Raw genomic sequence first — 17,712 nt, forward strand, 5'->3', positions numbered from 1 at the left:
GAGACGGTGAACTCGATGATCAAGCGTCATCTGGGCTCGGCGCTCCGCGCGCGGACGGAACCGTCCCAGGCCCGCGAGATCATCCTCCGGGCCATCACTCTCAACGTTATGATCGTGCGACTATGGGTTTTCTACAGAGCAATGGTCACAACTTTTCGACGAGGGAAACGGGGGTCGATGTGGTAGTCTGGGCCGGCATGGCTACCACCTCGACGCCTTGGACCAACGGCTTCAGACCCGCTACTGGAAGCTCGTGAGCGAGCACGCGCACTCGGTCAACGCGGCCGTCACGGGGCTCTCGGCCTTGCCGGGGACGGCCCGGCCGTTCGCGGCGGCTCGGGCCATGAGTCGGTTCCTCAACAACGAGGACGTCCCGTTCCACGCCCTGATCGAGCCGGCCCAGGACGCCATCCGCTCCGTCCTGGGCGCCGAGGGGGGCGGCCGCTTCGCCCTGGTCGTCCACGACTGGCGCATGTTCAACTTCAACGCGCACGACTCCAAGGGGGACCGCCGCCGGCGCTCGCACGCGACCGACGTGGGCTACGAGCTGGGCTCGGCGCTGGTCGTCGACGCCGACGACGGCCGGCCGCTGGGGCCGATGGAGTTCCGGCTCCGGGTCGCGGGCGGGACGCTCTCCACGCGGCCCGGCGGGGCCCAGGACACGCCGGGCCGCGTCGACGAGCTGGGCGACGTCATGGCCGCCGCCGAGGGCTGGCGGCTGCCCCGGGAGCTGGTCCACGTCATCGACCGCGAGGCCGACTCGGTCGGCCACTACCGCCGGTGGCACGCCGCCGGTCGGCTGTTCCTGGTCCGCGCCGACGCCTCGCGGGTGGTCCTGCGCGAGGGACGCGAGCGGAAGTTGGACGCGGTGGTCGCCGATCTGGCCGTCGCCGGCGAGTTCGCCGACGCGGTCGACGGCCGCGGCCGGCCTGTGATCGTCACCCTGCGCGCCGGCGTCGGGCGGGTCCGGACGGCCGAGGCGACGGTGACGCTGCACAGGCCGGCGAGGCGGACCACCGGCGAGAAGACCGCCGGCGGCCACAAGAAGAAGGAGGCGGTCCCCGGCCCGCCGCTGACCTTGCGGATGATCGTGAGTCGGGTGGTCGGCGACATGGGGACGGTGCTGACCGAATGGCGGCTGTTCACCAACGTCCCGGCCGAGGGGGCCGGCGACGCCGCGATCGGCCGCTGGTACGCCCGGCGCTGGGAGATCGAGACTTACCATAAACTCCTGAAGTCGGCGGGGATGAACGCCGAGGAGTGGCGACAGCGGGAAGGCGCGGCCTTCCTGCGTCGCCTCTGCGCGGCCAGCATGGCCTGCCTGACGGTCTGGCATCTGCGGCGCGACGAGTCGCCGGCGGCGGCGAGGCTGCGGGCGATCCTGGTCCGGCTGTCGGGCCGACAGATGAAACACAAGGTCGAGTCGACCGCCCCGGCCCTGCTGGCCGGCCTGGAGCGCCTGCTGGCGATCGACGACTTGATGCGGCATGAAGACCTCGACGAGATCCTCGCCCTCGCCCGCCGCGTCCTCCCCCGCCTCTTCCCCCAACGCCCCGGATAGCCAACTCGAAAAGTTGTGACCATACCTATGCCCCCCGGGAGAGGGTGGCCCGAAGGGCGGGGTGAGGGTCGTCGGAGTTTGGAGATAGCATCAGCCCACGTCACGCGCGGCCGGTGTTCCATCCGCGCCGCGACGACCCTCACCCGCCGCTGGCGCGGCTACCCTCTCCCGGGGGGAGAGGGGACGAAATCGGCCGTCCGGGGTCGTCCCCGGATCGGCCCATTTCCCCCGAGGGGACGAGCAAGCCCCGTCCTCACGGTGCCTTCGCCAGGTCGAAGGGCTCGGCGACGGGTTCGACGCGGCTATTGTCGTGGGCGATCAGGTCGGAGTCGCCGACGCAGAAGGCGTTGGCGCCGTCGACGAGGAGGTTGAAGACCGGCTGGGCCGGCTCCTTCTCGACGGACACGACCTCGAAGACGCCGCCGACGCCGCGCAGGCGGTCGCCGGGCTTGATGTCGCGGGCCATGGTCCAGCCGTGGCCGGCCTTCCAGAGGCGGTGGATGCCGGTGGGGCGGATCGTCTCCCGGCCGATGTCGATCCGATACGTCTCGTTGGGCGGGTTGTGGAACGCGGTCACGACGGGCCGGTAGTCCAGCTTCCCGCTCGTCGGGTCCACGGTCAAAACCAGGTCGCCGGGGAGGATCGTCTCGATGGCCATCGGGCCGCGGAGCGTGCGAACCATGGTCCCGGCGGCGAAGCAGGAGTGCACCGCTCGGAATCCGACGACGTCGCCCATCGCGAGCTGGACGCCAGCCGTGGGCTGGAAGGCGATCGGAACCTCTTCGACGACCGTGTCGCGCTCGTAGCCGGGGGCCTTCTGGGCGGCGATCGCGTAGCCGTCCAGGTCGAGGGCCCAACCCATCCACTTCTCGGGTTCGTCGCCTTGGTCCCCAGCGCCGGCTCCCTTGAGGACCGACTTGACCCGCTCGTTGGTCTCGCGGACGGGGGCGTTCCGGGCCTCGATTTGCGCGACGTCTCGGGCCATCTGCCAGCGCGCGACCTGGGCGGCGGCCTCGGCCTCGCGGGACATGCGCGCGACGGGGAAGACCATCTCCTGGGCGTGCAGCGTGTGGACCCGAGAGCCGGCCATGTTCGGAGTCCCCTCGATTACCATGTAGGGGGCCTTGGCGAGTTGCCCGGCCAGGGATCGGCTCAGGTCGGGGGCGACACCGGTCCTTTCCAGCACGCCGGCGAGCCTCGCGGGGTCGACCGGGGTCAAGACGCTCCCGTTGGCGATCCCGGTTGACGTCCCATTGGCGAAGTTGAGACTTGCGCCGCCATCGCCGTCGGAGCCGATGCTGCCGACAATGCCCCCCTGGAGGATCTCCCCGGTCCGCACTCGAACCGCCGGCATGCCGAACTCGTCGACGCCGTTCACCATCCTCGGATCGACCTGGGGCCTGGCGGGTGCCGAGTAGCGCCGGACAACATCCGCTTCGTCCCCCTCGATCCGCAATTCGCCCTGGGAGCCGGGGCCGTCGATTTGCCTGACCTGATAACGGACCTCCTTGCGAAGCAACCCGGCGAGCAGGCTGGCGTACTCGCGGGGGTCGCGGAGCTGGAGCAAGGCGGCGGCGTCGGAGCGCAGGGGGGCATGGGGGCTGAAGACGGCGATCATCGCCAGTGCCTCCGATGCGGAGGGGGCGTCGATCCGGCTGAGGACGTCGATCGCGGCTCGCTGCCGGCGCTCGTCGCCCCCCTTCACGAAGACGCGCCACAGCGACGGCACGGCGCGGGGGTCGGTGATCGCGGCGAGTTCGGCGGCGGATTCGGCGCGGCGGGCCTTGTCGCGCGAGGCCAGGCCGTTGCGCAGCTTCTCCAGGCGGGGGCCCCATTCCTTGTCGGCCAGCTCCCGGGACTCGCGCTCCGAGGCGCGGGCGGCCTCGGCCTCCGGGTCGATCCAGCGCGAGCCGACCTTCTTGTAGCCGAGCCGCCGCCAGGCGCCGTCGCGGCCGGGGTCCAGTTCGGTCACCCGGCGGAGGTGGGCGACCATCGGCCCCGCCAGCCCCTTCTCCTCGCACCAGAGGGCCAGCTTGTACTGGTTGTCGGCGTCGTCGGCCGTCGCGGCGCGACGTTCCAGATATTCATCGAGCAGCGCGCGGGCCTCCGCCGACTCGTCCACCGACCGCGTGACCTCGCCCGGACGCATCCATCGGCCCTGGTGCTTCACGAACCCGAGCAGGCCGCGAGCCCGCGCGTTGTCGGGCTCCAGCAGCATGGCCCGCGTGAGGTGGCGGTCCCTTTCGGCCCCCATCCCGCGCGTTTCGCACCACAGCGCCAGGTCGACGTGAGCGTCGGCGCTGCGGCCCGCCCTCGTCCTGGCCGCCTCATATTCCGCGGGGTCGAAGCCCTGTGAGCCTTCCGGGAAGGCCGCCAGTGCCGCGAGGCCCAGGATCCATGCCGAGATCATCACGCCCTCCCGGGACGAAGCCCGAAGTTCGAGATCGACCGGACGCCGGAGATTCCATGACATCATACGTTCGTAGGCCAGATATTCGATCCGAAAAGGGCCGACATGCGTAAGAAATCAAGGCGAGTGGAATCCGTGGCATCGATGGCCCGCCATTCGCCATGGATATTCGTGGAGGCTCACGGACGGTCCCCTTCGCGTGCGCCAGGCGGGCGTACAATACTAGCTGAGACGAAGATCGGAGCACCGGGCGGGGGCCGTACCATGAAACGACGAATAGCGAGTTTGGCGATCGCGACAGGCCTGGCCTCGATCCTCGCCTTCTTCCCCGCCGAGGTCTTCGCCCAGCGTGGCGGCGGCATGCGCGGGGGGGGCGGTGCCCCCGGCGGCATGCGTGGCGGCGGCGCGGGTGGCATGCGCGGAGGCATGGGCGGTGGCATGGGAGGCATGCGCGGCGGTGCTCCCGGCGGGATGCGCGCCCCCGGCGGCATGGCCGGCGGCGGGATGCGCGCCCCCGGCGGCATGGGCGGAGCTGGCATGCGCGCCCCCGGCGGGATGCCGGGCGGCGGGATGCGCGCCCCCGGAGGCATGGGGGCCGCGCGTGCTCCCTCGGCGATGCGCTCGCCGGGTGCCCCAGCCGGCGGGATGCGCGCCCCCGGCGGGATGCCCGGCGGCATGCGCGCCCCCGCCGCGAGGCCCGGCGGCATGCCGAGCGGTCCCGCGATGGGCGGGATGCGACCCGGCTCCGGCTCGACCAACTTCGGCAATCGCGGCCCGACGCTCGGCGCGGCCCGCCCCGGCGGAGGCCCCGCGGCCGGCGGCATGCGCCCCGGCCCCGGCTCGACGAACTTCGGCAACCGTGGGCCCGCGCTGGGCGCGAACCGTCCGAGCCCCGGCGGCCCGGCGGGGGGGATGCGCCCCGGCCCTGGCTCGACGAACTTCGGCAACCGCGGCCCGGCGCTCGGCTCCAACCGTCCCGGCGGCCCCGCGGGCGGCGGCATGCGCCCCGGACCCGGGTCGACGAACTTCGGCAACCGCGGTCCGGCTCTCGGTTCCAATCGCCCCGGCTCCGGCGGCCCCGCGACGGGTGGCATGCGCCCCGGCCCCGGCTCGACCAACTTCGGCAACCGCGGCCCGGCGCTCGGAGCCAATCGCCCGGGCGGCCCGGCGACCGGCGGCATGCGCCCCGGCCCCGGCTCGACCAACTTCGGCAATCGCGGCCCGGCGCTCGGCTCCAACCGTCCCGGCGGACCCGCGGGCGGCATGCGCCCCGGCCCCGGAGGCGGGCCGGCGCTCGGCGCGACTCGACCCGGCCCCGGGTCGGGGTCGACCAACTTCGGCAATCGCGGCCCGGGCGCGGTGGGGGGCATGCGCCCCGGCGGGCCTGGCGGCGGCCCGGCGCTCGGCTCGCGGCCGGGCATCGGCTCGAATCCCCTGGGAGGTCGCGGGCAGGGGACCGGCGCGACGGTCGGCGGCATGCGGCCCGGCGGCGATGGTCGTTATGTGCCGACCGGCTTCGACCGGCGAGGCCCCGGCGGCCGTGGCCCCGGCGGCGACCCCGGCATGCGTGGGCTCGGCTGGCGCGATCAATACTCCGGCCGTCATGGCGACTTCCGGCCCGGTCGCGGCGGGTGGGGCGGAAGGCCCGGCGGCCCCGGCGGCAACTGGACCAACATCACCAACAACAACATCAACAATATCAACAACAACTGGTGGGGCGGCGGCGGCGGCTGGGGCGGCGGCGGCTGGGGCGGCGGGGGCTGGGGCGGCGGCTGGAACCGCGGCGGCTTCGGCAACGGCCTGGGCTGGGGCCTGGGGCTCGGCCTGGGGAGCAGCCTCGGCTGGGGTATCGGGAACTGGGGCCTCGGTGGCCTCGGGTATGGTCTCGGCGGCCTAGGCTGGGGCAACGGACTCGGCTGGGGTTGGGGCAACGGCCTGGGCTGGGGCAATGGTCTCGGCTGGGGCTGGGGCAATGGCCTGGGTTGGGGCTGGGGCAACGGTCTCGGTTGGGGCGGCGGCCTGGGCTGGGGCAGGGGCCTCGGCTGGGGGCTCTCGTCCTGGGCCTACGGTCCGATGGTTTATGACTGGGGCGTGGTGAGCTACTACAATCCGTATTACGTCGTCCCGCAGACGGTCATCGTCGAACAGCCGGGGGTGGTCGAGCCGCAGGTCGTCTACGACTACTCGCAGCCGATCAACCCGACCGTCGCTCCCCCCGACGCCACGGTCGCCGACACCGCGACGGATCTCTTCGACCGGGGGCGCGAGGCGTTCAAGGGCGGCTTGTACACCGCGGCGCTGGACTACACCGACCAGGCCCTCCGTCAACTGCCGAACGACCCGAACCTCCACGAGTTCCGGGCCCTGACGCTGTTCGCCCAGAAGCGGTACGACGACGCGGCGGCCTCCCTGTACCCGGTCCTCTCCATCGGCCCGGGGTGGGACTGGCCAACGCTGATCGGCCTGTACAACAACGACGCGACCGTCTACACGGGGCAACTCCGCGCGTTGGAGGACTTCGTGAAGGCGTCGCCGAACTCGGCGCCGGCCCACTTCCTGCTGGGTTACCACTACCTCGGCCAGGGGCATGGCGAGGAGGGCCTGAAGCAATTCAAGGCCGCCTCCGAGCTGCAACCGCGCGACACCCTCTCCGCGAAGCTCGTGCAATCGCTGGAGAAGACGCGGAGCGAGGCCCTGGGCGCGGCGGCCGGTGCCAAGCCGGACCCCGACGCCCCCCCCGACGCCCGGCCTGTCGACGCGGCCCCGGCCCCGGCTCCGGCCCAGGAGGCTCCGGCGCTGGCCTCGCCGGCCGTGAACATCCCCGCCGAGAAGCTGGAAGGGGCCTGGACCGCCGCGCCCGACGAGCGGACCAAGATCACGCTCGACCTGACGAAGGCCGACCGCTTCGAGTGGACCGTCGACCAGGACGGCCAGGCCAGGTCGTTCGAGGGCGCGCGGAGCCTGGCCGGCGGCGTCCTGACGCTGGTCCAGGAGGCCGACGCCTCGCAGCCCCCCATGGTCGGCCGGGTCGCCTGGAAGGACGAGGACCACTTCTCGTTCCACCTGGCCGGGACCGATCCTGGCTCCCCGGGCCTGGAGTTCACCCGCTCCAGGTGAGCGAGACCGCAGACGCCGCCGGCGGCCCGTGAAAGCGGGCCGTCGGCTTTTCGAATACCGGGAGGCCTGCTCTGTCCCCTCTCCATCCCATCCGCGAGTGGACGGCCGCGTGACCGTCGAACCGCGGCCCCGCCCGCGACGGGACCGGCCTCATCGCCCGGGTCGTCGTTTCTTAATCGAGTGAAATCCGACCCGGCGCGAGCCTGATCCGGCGTGGTTTTCAAATCGTCGCGAATCATCCTTGATTCGGGGCTGGGTTCGGTTATGATCCGCGCCGAGCCCCCCTCGGGCCCGATGCCCCCTTATTGCGCGTCGAGGGTGTCGCCCCCATTGATGCAATCGGCCCGGCCGATCCGGAGCGTCGCATGCTCAACTTCACGACGAGCGAGGTCGGCGGCGTGATGATCGTCAGCTTCGAGGCCGTGGACGAGGAGAACATGGACTGGCAGTTCTCCCGGCGCGATTGGCTCTACAAGACGATCGAGTCGCGCGAGGACGGCCGGTTCGCGCTCGATCTGACGGACATCGGCTATCTCGCCAGCTCGGAGATCGGCTTCCTCGTCACCTTGAAGCGGCGGGTCGATCGCCGCAAGGGGCGGCTCGTCCTGTACGGGGCGACGCCCTACGTGCTGGACATCTTCCGCACGATGAATATCCAGAAGTTCCTCGACATGGTCGAATCCCGGGGCGCGGCGCTCGCCAAGCTCAAGGCGTGAGCGACCGCGCCGGCGCGGCTCGTTTCAGCGACGGGGCGGCGCGTCCGGGCTCGTCCCCGCCACCGCCGCCGGCGGGGCGGCGCGGTCGTAGACCCGCACCTGGACCTGCCCGGGCAGCGGGTTCACGGGGAGCAGGGCGACGGGCGCGCGGTCGCCGATCAGGGCCCGGACCTCGTCGGCGTAGGTCGACGGCCCGTCCACCTGCGCGGCCGTCGCGACGACCCAGCGCACGTCGGGGTCGTGGGCGGCCTCGCGCACGCGGGCGAAGCCGTCCCCCGTTCGGCGGCTGAAGTAGAGCGACCAGTCGGTCAGGTCGAGGATCCCGCCCCCGTCCGCCGAGTCGGCCAGCCAGCGGCCGGCGTCCCAGTAGACGTTGAACGGCCCCGGCGTCGGCACGACGGGCTCGCGAGCCCTCGGGACGAGGACCGCCAGGCCGATCACGAGCCCCCAGACGACCGGCCCCGGCTTCAGCCGCTCGCGAGGCAGGCCGACGAGCCGGCCCGGGATCCCCACGCCGCGCATCAGGGCGTCGATCCCCCCGGCCGCCAGGAGCGTGAGCACCATCCCCGGCGCGAGCGCGTTCCGCGCCGCGCAGTAGCCGGCCGTCGCGTGCAGGCGAGTCAGGGCGAGGCCGTGGATCGCCAGCAGCACGCCGAGGAAAAGCCACGTCCGCGCCGGCGTGTCCGAGCGCCTGGCCAGCGCGATCGCCAGCGCCGCCGCGACCAGGAGCGCGATCGGGACGACCTCACGGACGACCTCCGCGGCGCGGACCGTCGCGGCGGCGTGGATCGCGGCCGTCGATCGCCCCGGATCGGCCGGTGCCTCGCGCTCCAGCGCCAGCGGAGGCGACGACGGTTCGAGCCCCAGCGCCCGCGCCGGGCCCGGCCTCGCGGTGAGCGTCCCTGTCGCGGCGATGTACGGGCCGGCCAGCGTGAAGGCGCCCAGGACCAGGAGCGCCGTCGCGCGGCGCCATCGCGGCCAGTGGATGCGGGCCGGGCCCCACAGCGGGATCAGCAGGAGCGTCAGCAGGAGGCTCGCCGGCAGGAGCAGCCCCTCGGGGCGGGCGAGGTACGCCAGGCCGCCGAAGCCGGCGCCGGCGAGCAGCCAGCCGAACGAGCCGAGGCGCAGGAACCGCGCGAAGGCCCACAGCGACCACGCCCACGCGAGCAGGAACGTCGTCTCGCTCAGCACGTTGACCACGGCCGCGGCCACCGGCGGGTTGACCAGGAACAGCAGGCACGCCAGCCATGCGGCGCGATCGCCGAACAGGTCGCGGCCGGTCAGGTAGAGCGGGAGGACCAGGAGCACCACGGCCGCGAAGCTCGCCGCGACCGCCGCGCGCTGCCACCACTCCGGCCCCTCGCCGCCGATCAGGCGATGCATGGCGACGATCGCCAGCGGGTGCAGCGGGTGCTCGACCGTCCCCAGGCCGTCGCGCCAGGCTCCGGCGTCCAGGCTCCGCGCCGCCTCGATCGACCGCAGGCCGTCGCGCAGGCCGGCCTCCGAGTGCCTGAGCGACCACCCCAGGAACGCGGCCGTCGCCGCCATCAGCAGCGCGACCCGGACGACGTGACGGAACGGCCCCTGGCGCTCGGCCTCGGCCTGGGCGGCGATGTCGGGATCGATGCTCACGTCGACGCTCCTTCGTCCGGTTGACGCGTCAATGGGTCGCGGGCCCCTCGGAACGGGCCACGTCGGGGGCGAGGTCGAACACGTGGACGCGCGAGACGCCCTTGATCGGCCGCTCGGGGAACGAGACGGCGGGGGGGCGGTCGCCGACGCGGTCGCGGATCGCCTGGCAGTAGGGCCATTCGCCGATCAGGAACGCGTCGTGGGCCACGACGTAGCGGAGGCCCGCGTCGCCGGCGGCGTCCGGGTAGTTGGCGAAGGAGTAGCCGGGGCGGTCGGCGTAGTACGTCGCCCAGCCCTTGAGGTCCAGCACCCGAGCGTCGGCCGCCGAGTGCGCCGCGAGCCACGCGCCGGCCCGGCGATAGCCCACCGACTCCGCGTTGATCGGCGAGAGCGTCTCCGGGCCCCACGCCCCCGCGATCAGCCCGACGCCCGCCGCGCAGGCGAGGCCCCGGGCCAGCCGGGCCGACCCCTCGGGCACTCGCGCGGCGATCCGATCGGCGATCCGCGCCAGCCCGCGCGCCGCCAGGGCGATGAGCGGCAACGCCAGGATCAACGCGTGCCGGGGCGTGCAGTAGCCCCCCGTCGCGTAGAGGCGGACCAGGGCCAGCATCCACATCGAACCGTAAATCGCGACGAACAGCCGGCCCCGCGCCTGGCCGGAATCCGCCGTCGGGTCGCGCCGGGCCAGGCCGACGACCGCCAGGAGCAGGAGGGGCGTCGTCATGGCGCCTTGCACCGCGCGGAACATCCCGCGCCAGGCCGTCGCGAACGCCTTCCACGCCGACTGGTCCGGGTCGAGGGGCCGCTCGCGCTCGACGGCCATCGCGGCGGACTTCGGCGCGGTCCCCAGCAGCCGCGACACCGCCGGCTTGGTCCCGATCCCCCCCTTGAGCGCCACGTAGGGCCCGACGACCAGCACCGGCCCCGCCACCACCAGCGCCGCGGCCTTCAGCCACGCCGCGCGAGGGAGCCGCCACGACGCCGACAGCGGCGCGAGCATCAGCGTCGTCGCCAGGGCGACCGGCAGCAGCAGGCCCTCGGGCCGGGTCAGGTAGGCGAGCCCCGCGCAGGCGATCGTCGGGACCAGCCATCGCGCGGCGCCGGCGCGGAAGAACCGTAGCGCGCACCAGACGCCCCACGTCCACGCCAGCAGGAAGGCCCCCTCGGAGAGGACGTCGGCCAGGACGTGCCCCGTCGTCGGGACGAGGAAGGTCAGCAGGCAGGCGAGCCACGCGGCGGTCGGGCCGAATAGCTCCAGGGCCACGAGGTACAGCGGCGCGACCAGGGCCGCGCCGGCCAGCACGGAGACGATCTGCGCCGCCGCCTGCCAGCCCTCGGGGGTGTCGGCGATCCCGAACGCGCGTCGGGTGGCGGCGATGGCGACGGGGTAGACCGGATGGTCGACGGCGCGGACGACGGAAGCGGTCCAGTCGCCCCGATCGACCGCGCGGGCCGAGGCGACGAATCGGAGGCCGTCGGCGTACATGACCTGGGTGGTCGCGGCCAGCGCGCCGAGCAGGGCGGCGGCCGTGGCGGTCAGGAGGGCGATTCGCAAGGCGTGTCGCGCGGGGGTCACGTCGGTTCCGTCCTTTCGTCGCCTCCGGGCGGATCCTCCGCCCGTCGTCACGCTCCGGCGGCCGACGGCTCAGCGTCGCGGCGCCGGCCGGGGTCGCGCGGGCCTCGGCCGGCTCGGGCCGGGGCCGGCCCAGCGGGGCTCGGCCGTCGCGCGCTCGGCCCGCTCGATCACCTCGCGCCCGAGGGGGCCGCCGCCGCGGCGAAGCTCGCGGGCCGTCGCGGCGATCTCTCGCCAGGCCCGACGCTCCGCGTCCCTCCCCCGGGCCCGCGCCCAGGCGCCGCGGAGCCTCGCCTCCAGGGCGACGACCGCCGCCAGGGCCAGGAACCGCGAGCGCGGCAGGTGCTTGCGGAAGTACAGGAGCTTGCTGTGCCGGATGACGACGCGCATCTTGGGCGAAATCGCCCGATCCTGCAAGGGCTTTCGATGCACCGCGGCGACCGCCGGGTCGTACTCCACGGAGTAGCCCAGGTCGGCCGCGACCCGGCAGAACGCGACCTCCTCGTGGTACAGGAAGAAGTCCTCGTCGAACCCCCCGGACTCGGCCATCAGCCGGCCGTCGACCAGCAGGCAGGCCCCCGTCGCCCAGTCGACCGGGCCGGGGAGCAGGCGCGACTGGGGGACGTACTTGCGGCGTCGGCGCGGGGCGAGCTGCTCGCGGATCGTCCGGAGCAGGCCGGGGAACGCCCCGACCGACCCTTGAGGCGTGCCGTCCTCGTTGCGGAGCGCGTAGCCGACGACCCCCGGCGGGCCCTCCGGTCGGGCCTCGTAATGGTCGATCCGGGCGAGGACGCGGGCGAGGAAGCCGGGCGCCACCTCGACGTCCGGGTTGAGCAGGAGGACCCAGGGGGCGGGGCAGGCCCGCCAACCCGCGTTGACACCGACGGCGAATCCGCCATTATCGGGCCGCGAGACGAGCCGGAACCCGGGCCCGCGGAAGCTCCAAGCGTCCGGGGGCGGCGAGGGCGAGGCGTTGTCCACGACCACGACGCGGCACGCGCCCGAGAGGAACTCGGGCTCGCGGGCCAGCCGCCCCGCCAGTTCGAGCACGTCCGGCCAGCCGTCGTAGTTGACCACGACGACGGAGAGCCGGGGCTCGGCGGGCGCGGCGGATGGCGTGGGATCGGACAAGTCGGTGGACCTCTCCAGGTTCGCCGGCCTCGCCGGGCCCGGCGGATTTCCGGTTTGACTGGATGATTCCGTCGGCCGGGCCGATGAGAGAGCTTGAGCAAAACCAACGGCCGCGCCGGCGGCGTTCGCCAAGGATGGTACGGGGAACGACGGGGATCCGCAAAGGCCAATCGGGCGACCGAAGGCCCCCGCGACCCCCCGAGTCCGAGCCGAGGGATCGGTGGCGCCTCATGAATGAATCCCTGGAATTCGCCGGGCCCGAGCGGGTCGCGGGGCTGGCCGCGCGGCCCCGCGAGCGGATCATCGTCGTGGGCGCCCCCCGCGACGCCCGCAAGCTGCTGCGGGGCCTCCACGCGCGGCCCGTGCCGATCATCGGGTTCATCGACGCCGGCCACCACCGCAAGCGCGGGCCCCGCGCCCACGACCGCCACCTGGCGGTCAACCCCCGCACCCGGCCGCTCCCCGTCCTGGGGGACATCGACCGCCTCGACGAGATCGTCGACCTCGCCGGCGCCACGCACGTCCTGGTCGCCCACTCGCGGCCGCGCAAGCACCTGCGGCCCCGGCTCGCCCGGCTGGCCGTCGGCGGCGTCCGCGTCCATTGGGTCGCCGTCGGCGGCGACGCGCCCGACCTGACCGACCTCGACCTGGACCCCCCGGCCTGCTTCGCCCGGCCCGCCCCGGCGCTCCGCGCGATCGCCGCCGGCGCGGCCAAGTGGCTGCGGACCGACGGCGCCCGGCTCGCCAAGCGGGCCACCGACGTCCTGGTGTCGGCCCTCGCGCTGACGCTCCTCTCCCCCCTGTTCCTGGCCGTCGCCCTGGTCATCATGCTGACCGACGGCGGGCCGATCTTCTACACGCAGGAGCGCGTGGGGCAGGGGGGACGGCGGTTCCGCATCATCAAGTTCCGCAGCATGCGGAACGACGCCGAGGCCGCCACCGGGCCGATCTGGGCCTCCGACCACGACTCCCGCTGCACCCGCGTCGGCGACTGGCTGCGGAGCACCAACGTCGACGAACTCCCCCAGCTCTTCAACGTGCTGAAGGGGGAGATGAGCCTCGTGGGGCCACGTCCCGAGCGGCCGATGTTCGTCGACCAGTTCGGCGCCGCCATGCCCGACTACAACCTACGGCACGCCGTCCCCTGCGGGATGACCGGCTGGGCCCAGGTCCACGGCTGGCGCGGGCGCACCTCGCTCCGCAAGCGGATCCAGTACGACCTGGACTACATCAACCGTTGGTCGTTCTGGATCGACTTCCGCATCCTGCTCATGACGGTCCAGCACGTCGCCTGGGGGAAGATTTCGTGGAACAACTCGCCGGCCCCGAGGAAGCCCGAGGCCTGACCCGGCCCGTCTGCTCCGTCGTCATCCCCACCTACCACGGCCGTCGGCTGCTGGAGACCTGCCTCGACTCCCTGTCCCGCCACCTCCCCGCGGACCCCGCGCTCCCCTGCGAGGTCGTCGTGGCCGACAACGGCCCGGACGACTCCACGCGCGCCTGGCTCGCCCGCGCGCATCCCCAGGTCCGCGTGGTCGCGCTCCCGCCGGGGCAGGGCTTCTGCCGCGCCGCCAACGCGGGCGTCCGGGCCGCGCGGGGGCGATTCGTCCAGGTGCTCAACGACGACACCGAGGTCACCCCTGGCTGGGTCGAGGCCGGGCTGGAGCCGTTCCGCGACCCGACCGTCGGCGCGGTTTCTCCGCTGGTCCTGACGCGCTCGCGGCCCGACCGCGTCGATTCCGCCGGCGACGACTACAGCCTGGCCGGATGGCCCTCCAAGCGCGGCCACGGCCAGCCCGTCGCGAAGTGGGCGGGGCGTCCCGTCGAGGACGTGATGACCCCCAGCGGCTCGGCGTCGTTCTACCGGGCCGACCTGCTCCGGGCCGTCGGCGGCTTCGACCCCTCGTTCGGCTCGTACTACGAGGACGTCGACCTGGGCTTCAAGCTGCGATGGGCCGGCTATCGGACGGTCTACGCCTCCGGCTGCCGGATCCTCCACGACATCTCCGCGACCGCCGACCACCGCGACCCGAACCTCCAGCGCATGATGGCGCGCAACGCCGAGCTGGTCTTCTGGTCGAACCTCCCCGCGCGCACGTTGGCCGTCGCCGTCGTCCCCCATATGGCGTTGCTGACGGTCCAGGCCGCGTGGCGGCTGGCGCGGCTGCGGTTCATCCCGTTCTACCTCGGCAAGATCGACGCCCTCCGCGCCCTTCCGACCCTCCCCGCCCGCCGCCGCCTCCGCGCCGACCTCGCCCGCCGCTCCATCCGCCCCCCCCACTTCCCCATGGGCCTCGGCTCGATCGAGAAGGTCGTCGACCACCTCCGCCGCCCGCGCGAAGCGTCCGCGCGGCCGGGGGGTGAGGCGGAATCCCGAGAGAGCCATGACGAGTCCTCTTGGCGTTGACTTGTCTGGGCTTGGTCGCCCGGGCGCTATATGCTGATAGGGAACATGCCAAGGGCTTGGAGCCCGGCACCCGGTCCGGGCTCCTTGACGTGAAGAAATCGTACGAAGGTCCGCGAGGTGCTCAAGGAACTCGCCCGGGACGGCTGGGTCCTGCTCCGAACCCGCGGCGATCACCGCCAGTTCAGGCATCCCAGCAAGGCTGGGAAAGTCACGGTCGCCGGGCATCTCGGTGACGACGTCCATCCGAAGACGTTGGCCAGCTTCCGCCGGCAGGCCCGAATGGAGGATGAGACATGAAGGCATACGCCGTCCTCTACGAGCGGGGCGAGCGGAATTGGTCCGCTTACGTCCCCGACCTCCCCGGCTGCGTGGCGACCGGCAAGACGCGCGAGGAAACCGAGCGGCGAATCCGCGAGGCCATCGCCTTCCACATCGAAGGCCTCATCATGGACGGCGAACCCGTGCCCGAGCCCACTATCGAGGCGGGGACCGTCTCCGTCCCGGCTTGAGCGGCGCGCGGCTATGTCCGATGACGGCTCGCGCGCCGGCATCTGAACGACCCGCCGTCCTTGTCGCGGGCCGTCGACCATTCCAACGAGCCGGCCGGGCCGATCTCAAACGCGGACGCCGGCCGCGCGCAACTCCGATTCGACGAGATCGAGTCCCGCCTCCAGGACCGAGCGGAGCTGGATCAATTCGTCCGCTCGCCACTCCGGCGCGAACCGTTCTCCGGGCGGGGTGACGGCTGGCAGGTTGGAGCCCCAGAACAGCTTCTCATAGCACGCGGTCGCGCCACGACTCCGCCGGCCCCGCGGCGTGTCGGCCCCGTCGGGCATCCCGGCCATGTCGTCGAAGAAGTTCCAGGCATCCAACAAGGCCGGGCAATTCATCGCCGACGCTTCGGGGGCGGAGCACCACGCCCGGATGCGGTCCAGGTCGTAGCCGGCCGGATCGCAGTCGACCGGCGTGATGTCTCGCGACCGGGCGACGGCCGTCAGCGTCTCCGCGGTAGCGGCCGTCAGGAGTCGACCGGCCTCGTCGCGGACGAAGCCGTCTCGATCGTCGGAGAACCAGAGCATGAACACTGTCGTGCCGTTGATTCGCACACGACAAAGGTAGTGCTGCCGATCTTCCAAAGCAGACCTCCGCCTCGCATCGGGGCCATTCCGAGATTTACTCGCCGATTCAATCCGTGTTATAACCCAAGTATGCAATCGAGGCTCAAGGGTTGCGGGCCTCTTTCGCGAGGGAGGGCGAGCGATGAAGCTCAAAACCGTCTGCCCGGGTTGTGGCAAGCGCGCGGGGTTGGACCCTTCCCTCGTCGGCAAGAAGGTGCGATGCAAGGGATGCGGCCACGCCTTCCTGGTTCAGGGCGACTCGTCGGGACCGGCCCCGGACCGGGGCGCCAGCGAGCTTGACGCGCCCGCCGACACGTCCTGGCTGGACGACGGGGCCGACGGCGAGCCCACGCCGGTGGTCCCGCGGCGGACGCGATCGGCGTCGACCGGCGACGGCTCGCCGACGACCGGGCTGATCGCGATCGGCGCGGGCTGCGCGGGGCTGGTCGCGCTGGTCATCGGCCTGGCGGTCCTCGTCAACCGCGGCCAGCCCCCCGCGCCCGCGAGGGCGCAAGCACCGCCTCCCCAGGCGCGGAGGGGCGCGGCCGGCGGCCTGTTCGACCGCGTCGTGAGCGCCGTCACCGGCTCGGATCCGGCCCACGACGTCGCCGGCTATCCGGATCTGGGGCCGCTGCCCCCGCCGCTCCTCCCCCCCGCGCCGTTGCGCGATCTGGCCGCCCACGAGCGGCAGTCGCGAGCCGTGATCGCGGGCATCGATCAGATGGCCGGCATCCTGGCGAGCGTCCGCGACGTGGCCTCGCTCAAGGCGGCCGGCGAGCAGCTCCAAAACCTCCAGTCGCGGGCGCTCGACGAACTCAGTCGGAACCCCCCACCCTTCCAGCTTACGCCCGCCGAGGAGGCCGAGCTGACGCGCCGGACTGCCCCCGAGCTGCGCGGGGCCATGGCGCGCGTCCGGCAAGAGTCCCAGCGCCTCACCCAGCTGCCGTGGCTGGGGAGCGCCGGCGTCCAACTGGTCTCGCTCATCGATCAACGGGCCGCCCCCGCCGAGATGGCCATGAGGCGTGCCGAGGAGTTTAGGCCGCCGCCCGGCCCGGCACCGTACGTCGAGGTCTATATCCGGCTTCGCAAGGCCGACGACACAGCCTTCTTCCAGCACAAGTTCGAATCCCTGCTGGATGGCCCCAAGGGGGTCATGGCGACATACCAGGCCCGGGAGGACGATCCTCGGGCATCGCTCCGGGTCTGGCCGGTGGAAGACGCGGCCGAGTTCGCCCGGAAGATCCCCCACGGCAAGGCCGAGGTGAAGGGCCGGCGGATCTTCGTGGAGGCCGAACCGATCCCGGCCGACGAACTCGCCGCCGCGATGGAGCTGAAGCGGCAGCGCCAGGACGCGCTGGACGCGGCGGTCGCGAAGTCCAGGCAACGGGAAGAAGATAATGATCCCAAGCCGCCGGCCGACGCCGACGAGATTACCAGGGCCCTGTTCGCCCTGCGCTCTTCCAACGCCGGCAAGCGGAAGGAAGGGGTGGAGCAACTCGCCCGGATCGCGCCCAGGGACGACCGCCGCGACGAGGTCCACGCGGCGCTCGCCGCGCTCCTGGGCGATCCCGACGGCTTCCTCGTCAACGGCGTCATGAAGGCGATGCTCGCGTGGCGGACCGACGAGACGGCGCCGGCGCTCATCAAGGTGCTCGACCGCCCCGACTTCGGCGTGCGATGGGAGGCGGAGGAACTCCTCGGCAAGCTGGGCGACCCGCGGGCCGCCGCGCCGCTCGCCGCGCGCCTCAAGGAAGACGGCATCAGGGTGGAGCCGGCCCTCCGGGCGCTCGGCCCAGCGGCCGAGCCCGCCCTGATCGGCCTCCTGCGCGATCCCGATCCGCACGTCAGGACGCAGGCCTGCCGACTCCTGGAGGAAGTGGGCGGGGAGGAGGCGTTGGAGGCCATGATGGGCCTCCCCGCCGACTCGAACTTCGCCGTCCAGGTCGCCGCCCGCGACGCCATGCAAGCCATGCGCGCCCGCGTCGGGCCCGTCCGGACCCCGAGGAAGGGGGCCGCGGCCGGGGCCAGGGGCTCGAGGCCCGGCTGA

General features: G+C 73.0%; 13 protein-coding genes. 8 read left to right on the forward strand and 5 right to left on the reverse strand.

Features of this window, described 5'->3' with window-relative positions:
• Positions 1-217: 217 nt before the first annotated feature.
• Positions 218-1,561, forward strand: a complete 1,344-nt coding sequence (locus tag WG209_RS08065) for a transposase (RefSeq protein WP_337174517.1) — start codon at positions 218-220, stop codon at positions 1,559-1,561.
• Positions 1,562-1,814: 253 nt separating this feature from the next.
• Here the strand turns inward: WG209_RS08065 and WG209_RS08070 are convergent, their stop codons facing one another.
• Positions 1,815-3,971 carry a polymorphic toxin-type HINT domain-containing protein gene (locus tag WG209_RS08070; protein ID WP_337174518.1) on the reverse strand — a complete coding sequence of 719 codons (2,157 nt, stop codon included), beginning with the start codon at positions 3,969-3,971 and terminating at the stop codon, positions 1,815-1,817.
• A 285-nt stretch (positions 3,972-4,256) separates the two neighbouring features.
• On the opposite strand from WG209_RS08070, the gene WG209_RS08075 reads away from it, so the two are divergent.
• Positions 4,257-7,088: a tetratricopeptide repeat protein gene (locus tag WG209_RS08075; protein WP_337174519.1), complete on the forward strand. Its 2,832-nt coding sequence runs from the start codon at positions 4,257-4,259 to the stop codon at positions 7,086-7,088.
• A 365-nt stretch (positions 7,089-7,453) separates the two neighbouring features.
• Positions 7,454-7,804 (forward strand): STAS domain-containing protein, encoded by a 351-nt coding sequence (locus WG209_RS08080; RefSeq protein WP_337174520.1) that lies wholly within the window; start codon positions 7,454-7,456, stop codon positions 7,802-7,804.
• A 24-nt stretch (positions 7,805-7,828) separates the two neighbouring features.
• Here the strand turns inward: WG209_RS08080 and WG209_RS08085 are convergent, their stop codons facing one another.
• From WG209_RS08085 to WG209_RS08095, 3 genes are all read right to left on the reverse strand, one after another.
• The gene (locus WG209_RS08085; RefSeq protein ID WP_337174521.1) at positions 7,829-9,436 is read right to left on the reverse strand and encodes a glycosyltransferase family 39 protein; all 1,608 of its coding nucleotides are present in this window, start codon (positions 9,434-9,436) and stop codon (positions 7,829-7,831) included.
• A 28-nt stretch (positions 9,437-9,464) separates the two neighbouring features.
• Positions 9,465-11,012: a glycosyltransferase family 39 protein gene (locus WG209_RS08090; protein WP_337174522.1), complete on the reverse strand. Its 1,548-nt coding sequence runs from the start codon at positions 11,010-11,012 to the stop codon at positions 9,465-9,467.
• A gap of 69 nt (positions 11,013-11,081) precedes the next feature.
• Positions 11,082-12,140, reverse strand: a complete 1,059-nt coding sequence (locus tag WG209_RS08095) for a glycosyltransferase family 2 protein (RefSeq protein WP_337174523.1) — start codon at positions 12,138-12,140, stop codon at positions 11,082-11,084.
• 230 nt (positions 12,141-12,370) lie between these two features.
• Between WG209_RS08095 and WG209_RS08100 the strand changes: the two genes are divergently transcribed.
• From WG209_RS08100 to WG209_RS08115, 4 genes are all read left to right on the forward strand, one after another.
• Positions 12,371-13,486 (forward strand): sugar transferase, encoded by a 1,116-nt coding sequence (locus WG209_RS08100; protein ID WP_337174524.1) that lies wholly within the window; start codon positions 12,371-12,373, stop codon positions 13,484-13,486.
• Complete coding sequence (locus WG209_RS08105) at positions 13,447-14,547, forward strand: glycosyltransferase family 2 protein (protein WP_337174525.1); 1,101 nt, start codon at positions 13,447-13,449, stop codon at positions 14,545-14,547. Before WG209_RS08100 ends, WG209_RS08105 begins: the two co-directional genes overlap by 40 nt.
• A 117-nt stretch (positions 14,548-14,664) precedes the next feature.
• A complete protein-coding gene (locus tag WG209_RS08110; protein ID WP_337174526.1) occupies positions 14,665-14,844 on the forward strand; it encodes a type II toxin-antitoxin system HicA family toxin in 180 nt (59 codons plus the stop codon).
• Positions 14,841-15,056: a type II toxin-antitoxin system HicB family antitoxin gene (locus tag WG209_RS08115; protein WP_337174527.1), complete on the forward strand. Its 216-nt coding sequence runs from the start codon at positions 14,841-14,843 to the stop codon at positions 15,054-15,056. Before WG209_RS08110 ends, WG209_RS08115 begins: the two co-directional genes overlap by 4 nt.
• A 105-nt stretch (positions 15,057-15,161) precedes the next feature.
• Here WG209_RS08115 and WG209_RS08120 read toward each other — a convergent pair whose 3' ends face one another.
• Positions 15,162-15,626: a hypothetical protein gene (locus WG209_RS08120; RefSeq protein WP_337174528.1), complete on the reverse strand. Its 465-nt coding sequence runs from the start codon at positions 15,624-15,626 to the stop codon at positions 15,162-15,164.
• Positions 15,627-15,807: 181 nt separating this feature from the next.
• Between WG209_RS08120 and WG209_RS08125 the strand changes: the two genes are divergently transcribed.
• Positions 15,808-17,712 (forward strand): HEAT repeat domain-containing protein, encoded by a 1,905-nt coding sequence (locus WG209_RS08125; RefSeq protein WP_337174529.1) that lies wholly within the window; start codon positions 15,808-15,810, stop codon positions 17,710-17,712.

Source organism: Paludisphaera sp., assembly GCF_037189885.1.
Taxonomy (GTDB): Bacteria; Planctomycetota; Planctomycetia; order Isosphaerales; family Isosphaeraceae; genus Paludisphaera.

Bases quoted from the DNA above. Each gene is read 5' to 3' on its own strand.
- WG209_RS08070 (WP_337174518.1), bottom strand. From the start codon at position 3,971: ATGATCTCGGCATGGATCCTGGGCCTCGCGGCACTGGCGGCCTTCCCG.
- WG209_RS08080 (WP_337174520.1), top strand. From the start codon at position 7,454: ATGCTCAACTTCACGACGAGCGAGGTCGGCGGCGTGATGATCGTCAGC.
- WG209_RS08100 (WP_337174524.1), top strand. From the start codon at position 12,371: ATGAATGAATCCCTGGAATTCGCCGGGCCCGAGCGGGTCGCGGGGCTG.
- WG209_RS08115 (WP_337174527.1), top strand. From the start codon at position 14,841: ATGAAGGCATACGCCGTCCTCTACGAGCGGGGCGAGCGGAATTGGTCC.
- WG209_RS08120 (WP_337174528.1), bottom strand. From the start codon at position 15,626: ATGCTCTGGTTCTCCGACGATCGAGACGGCTTCGTCCGCGACGAGGCC.
- WG209_RS08125 (WP_337174529.1), top strand. From the start codon at position 15,808: ATGAAGCTCAAAACCGTCTGCCCGGGTTGTGGCAAGCGCGCGGGGTTG.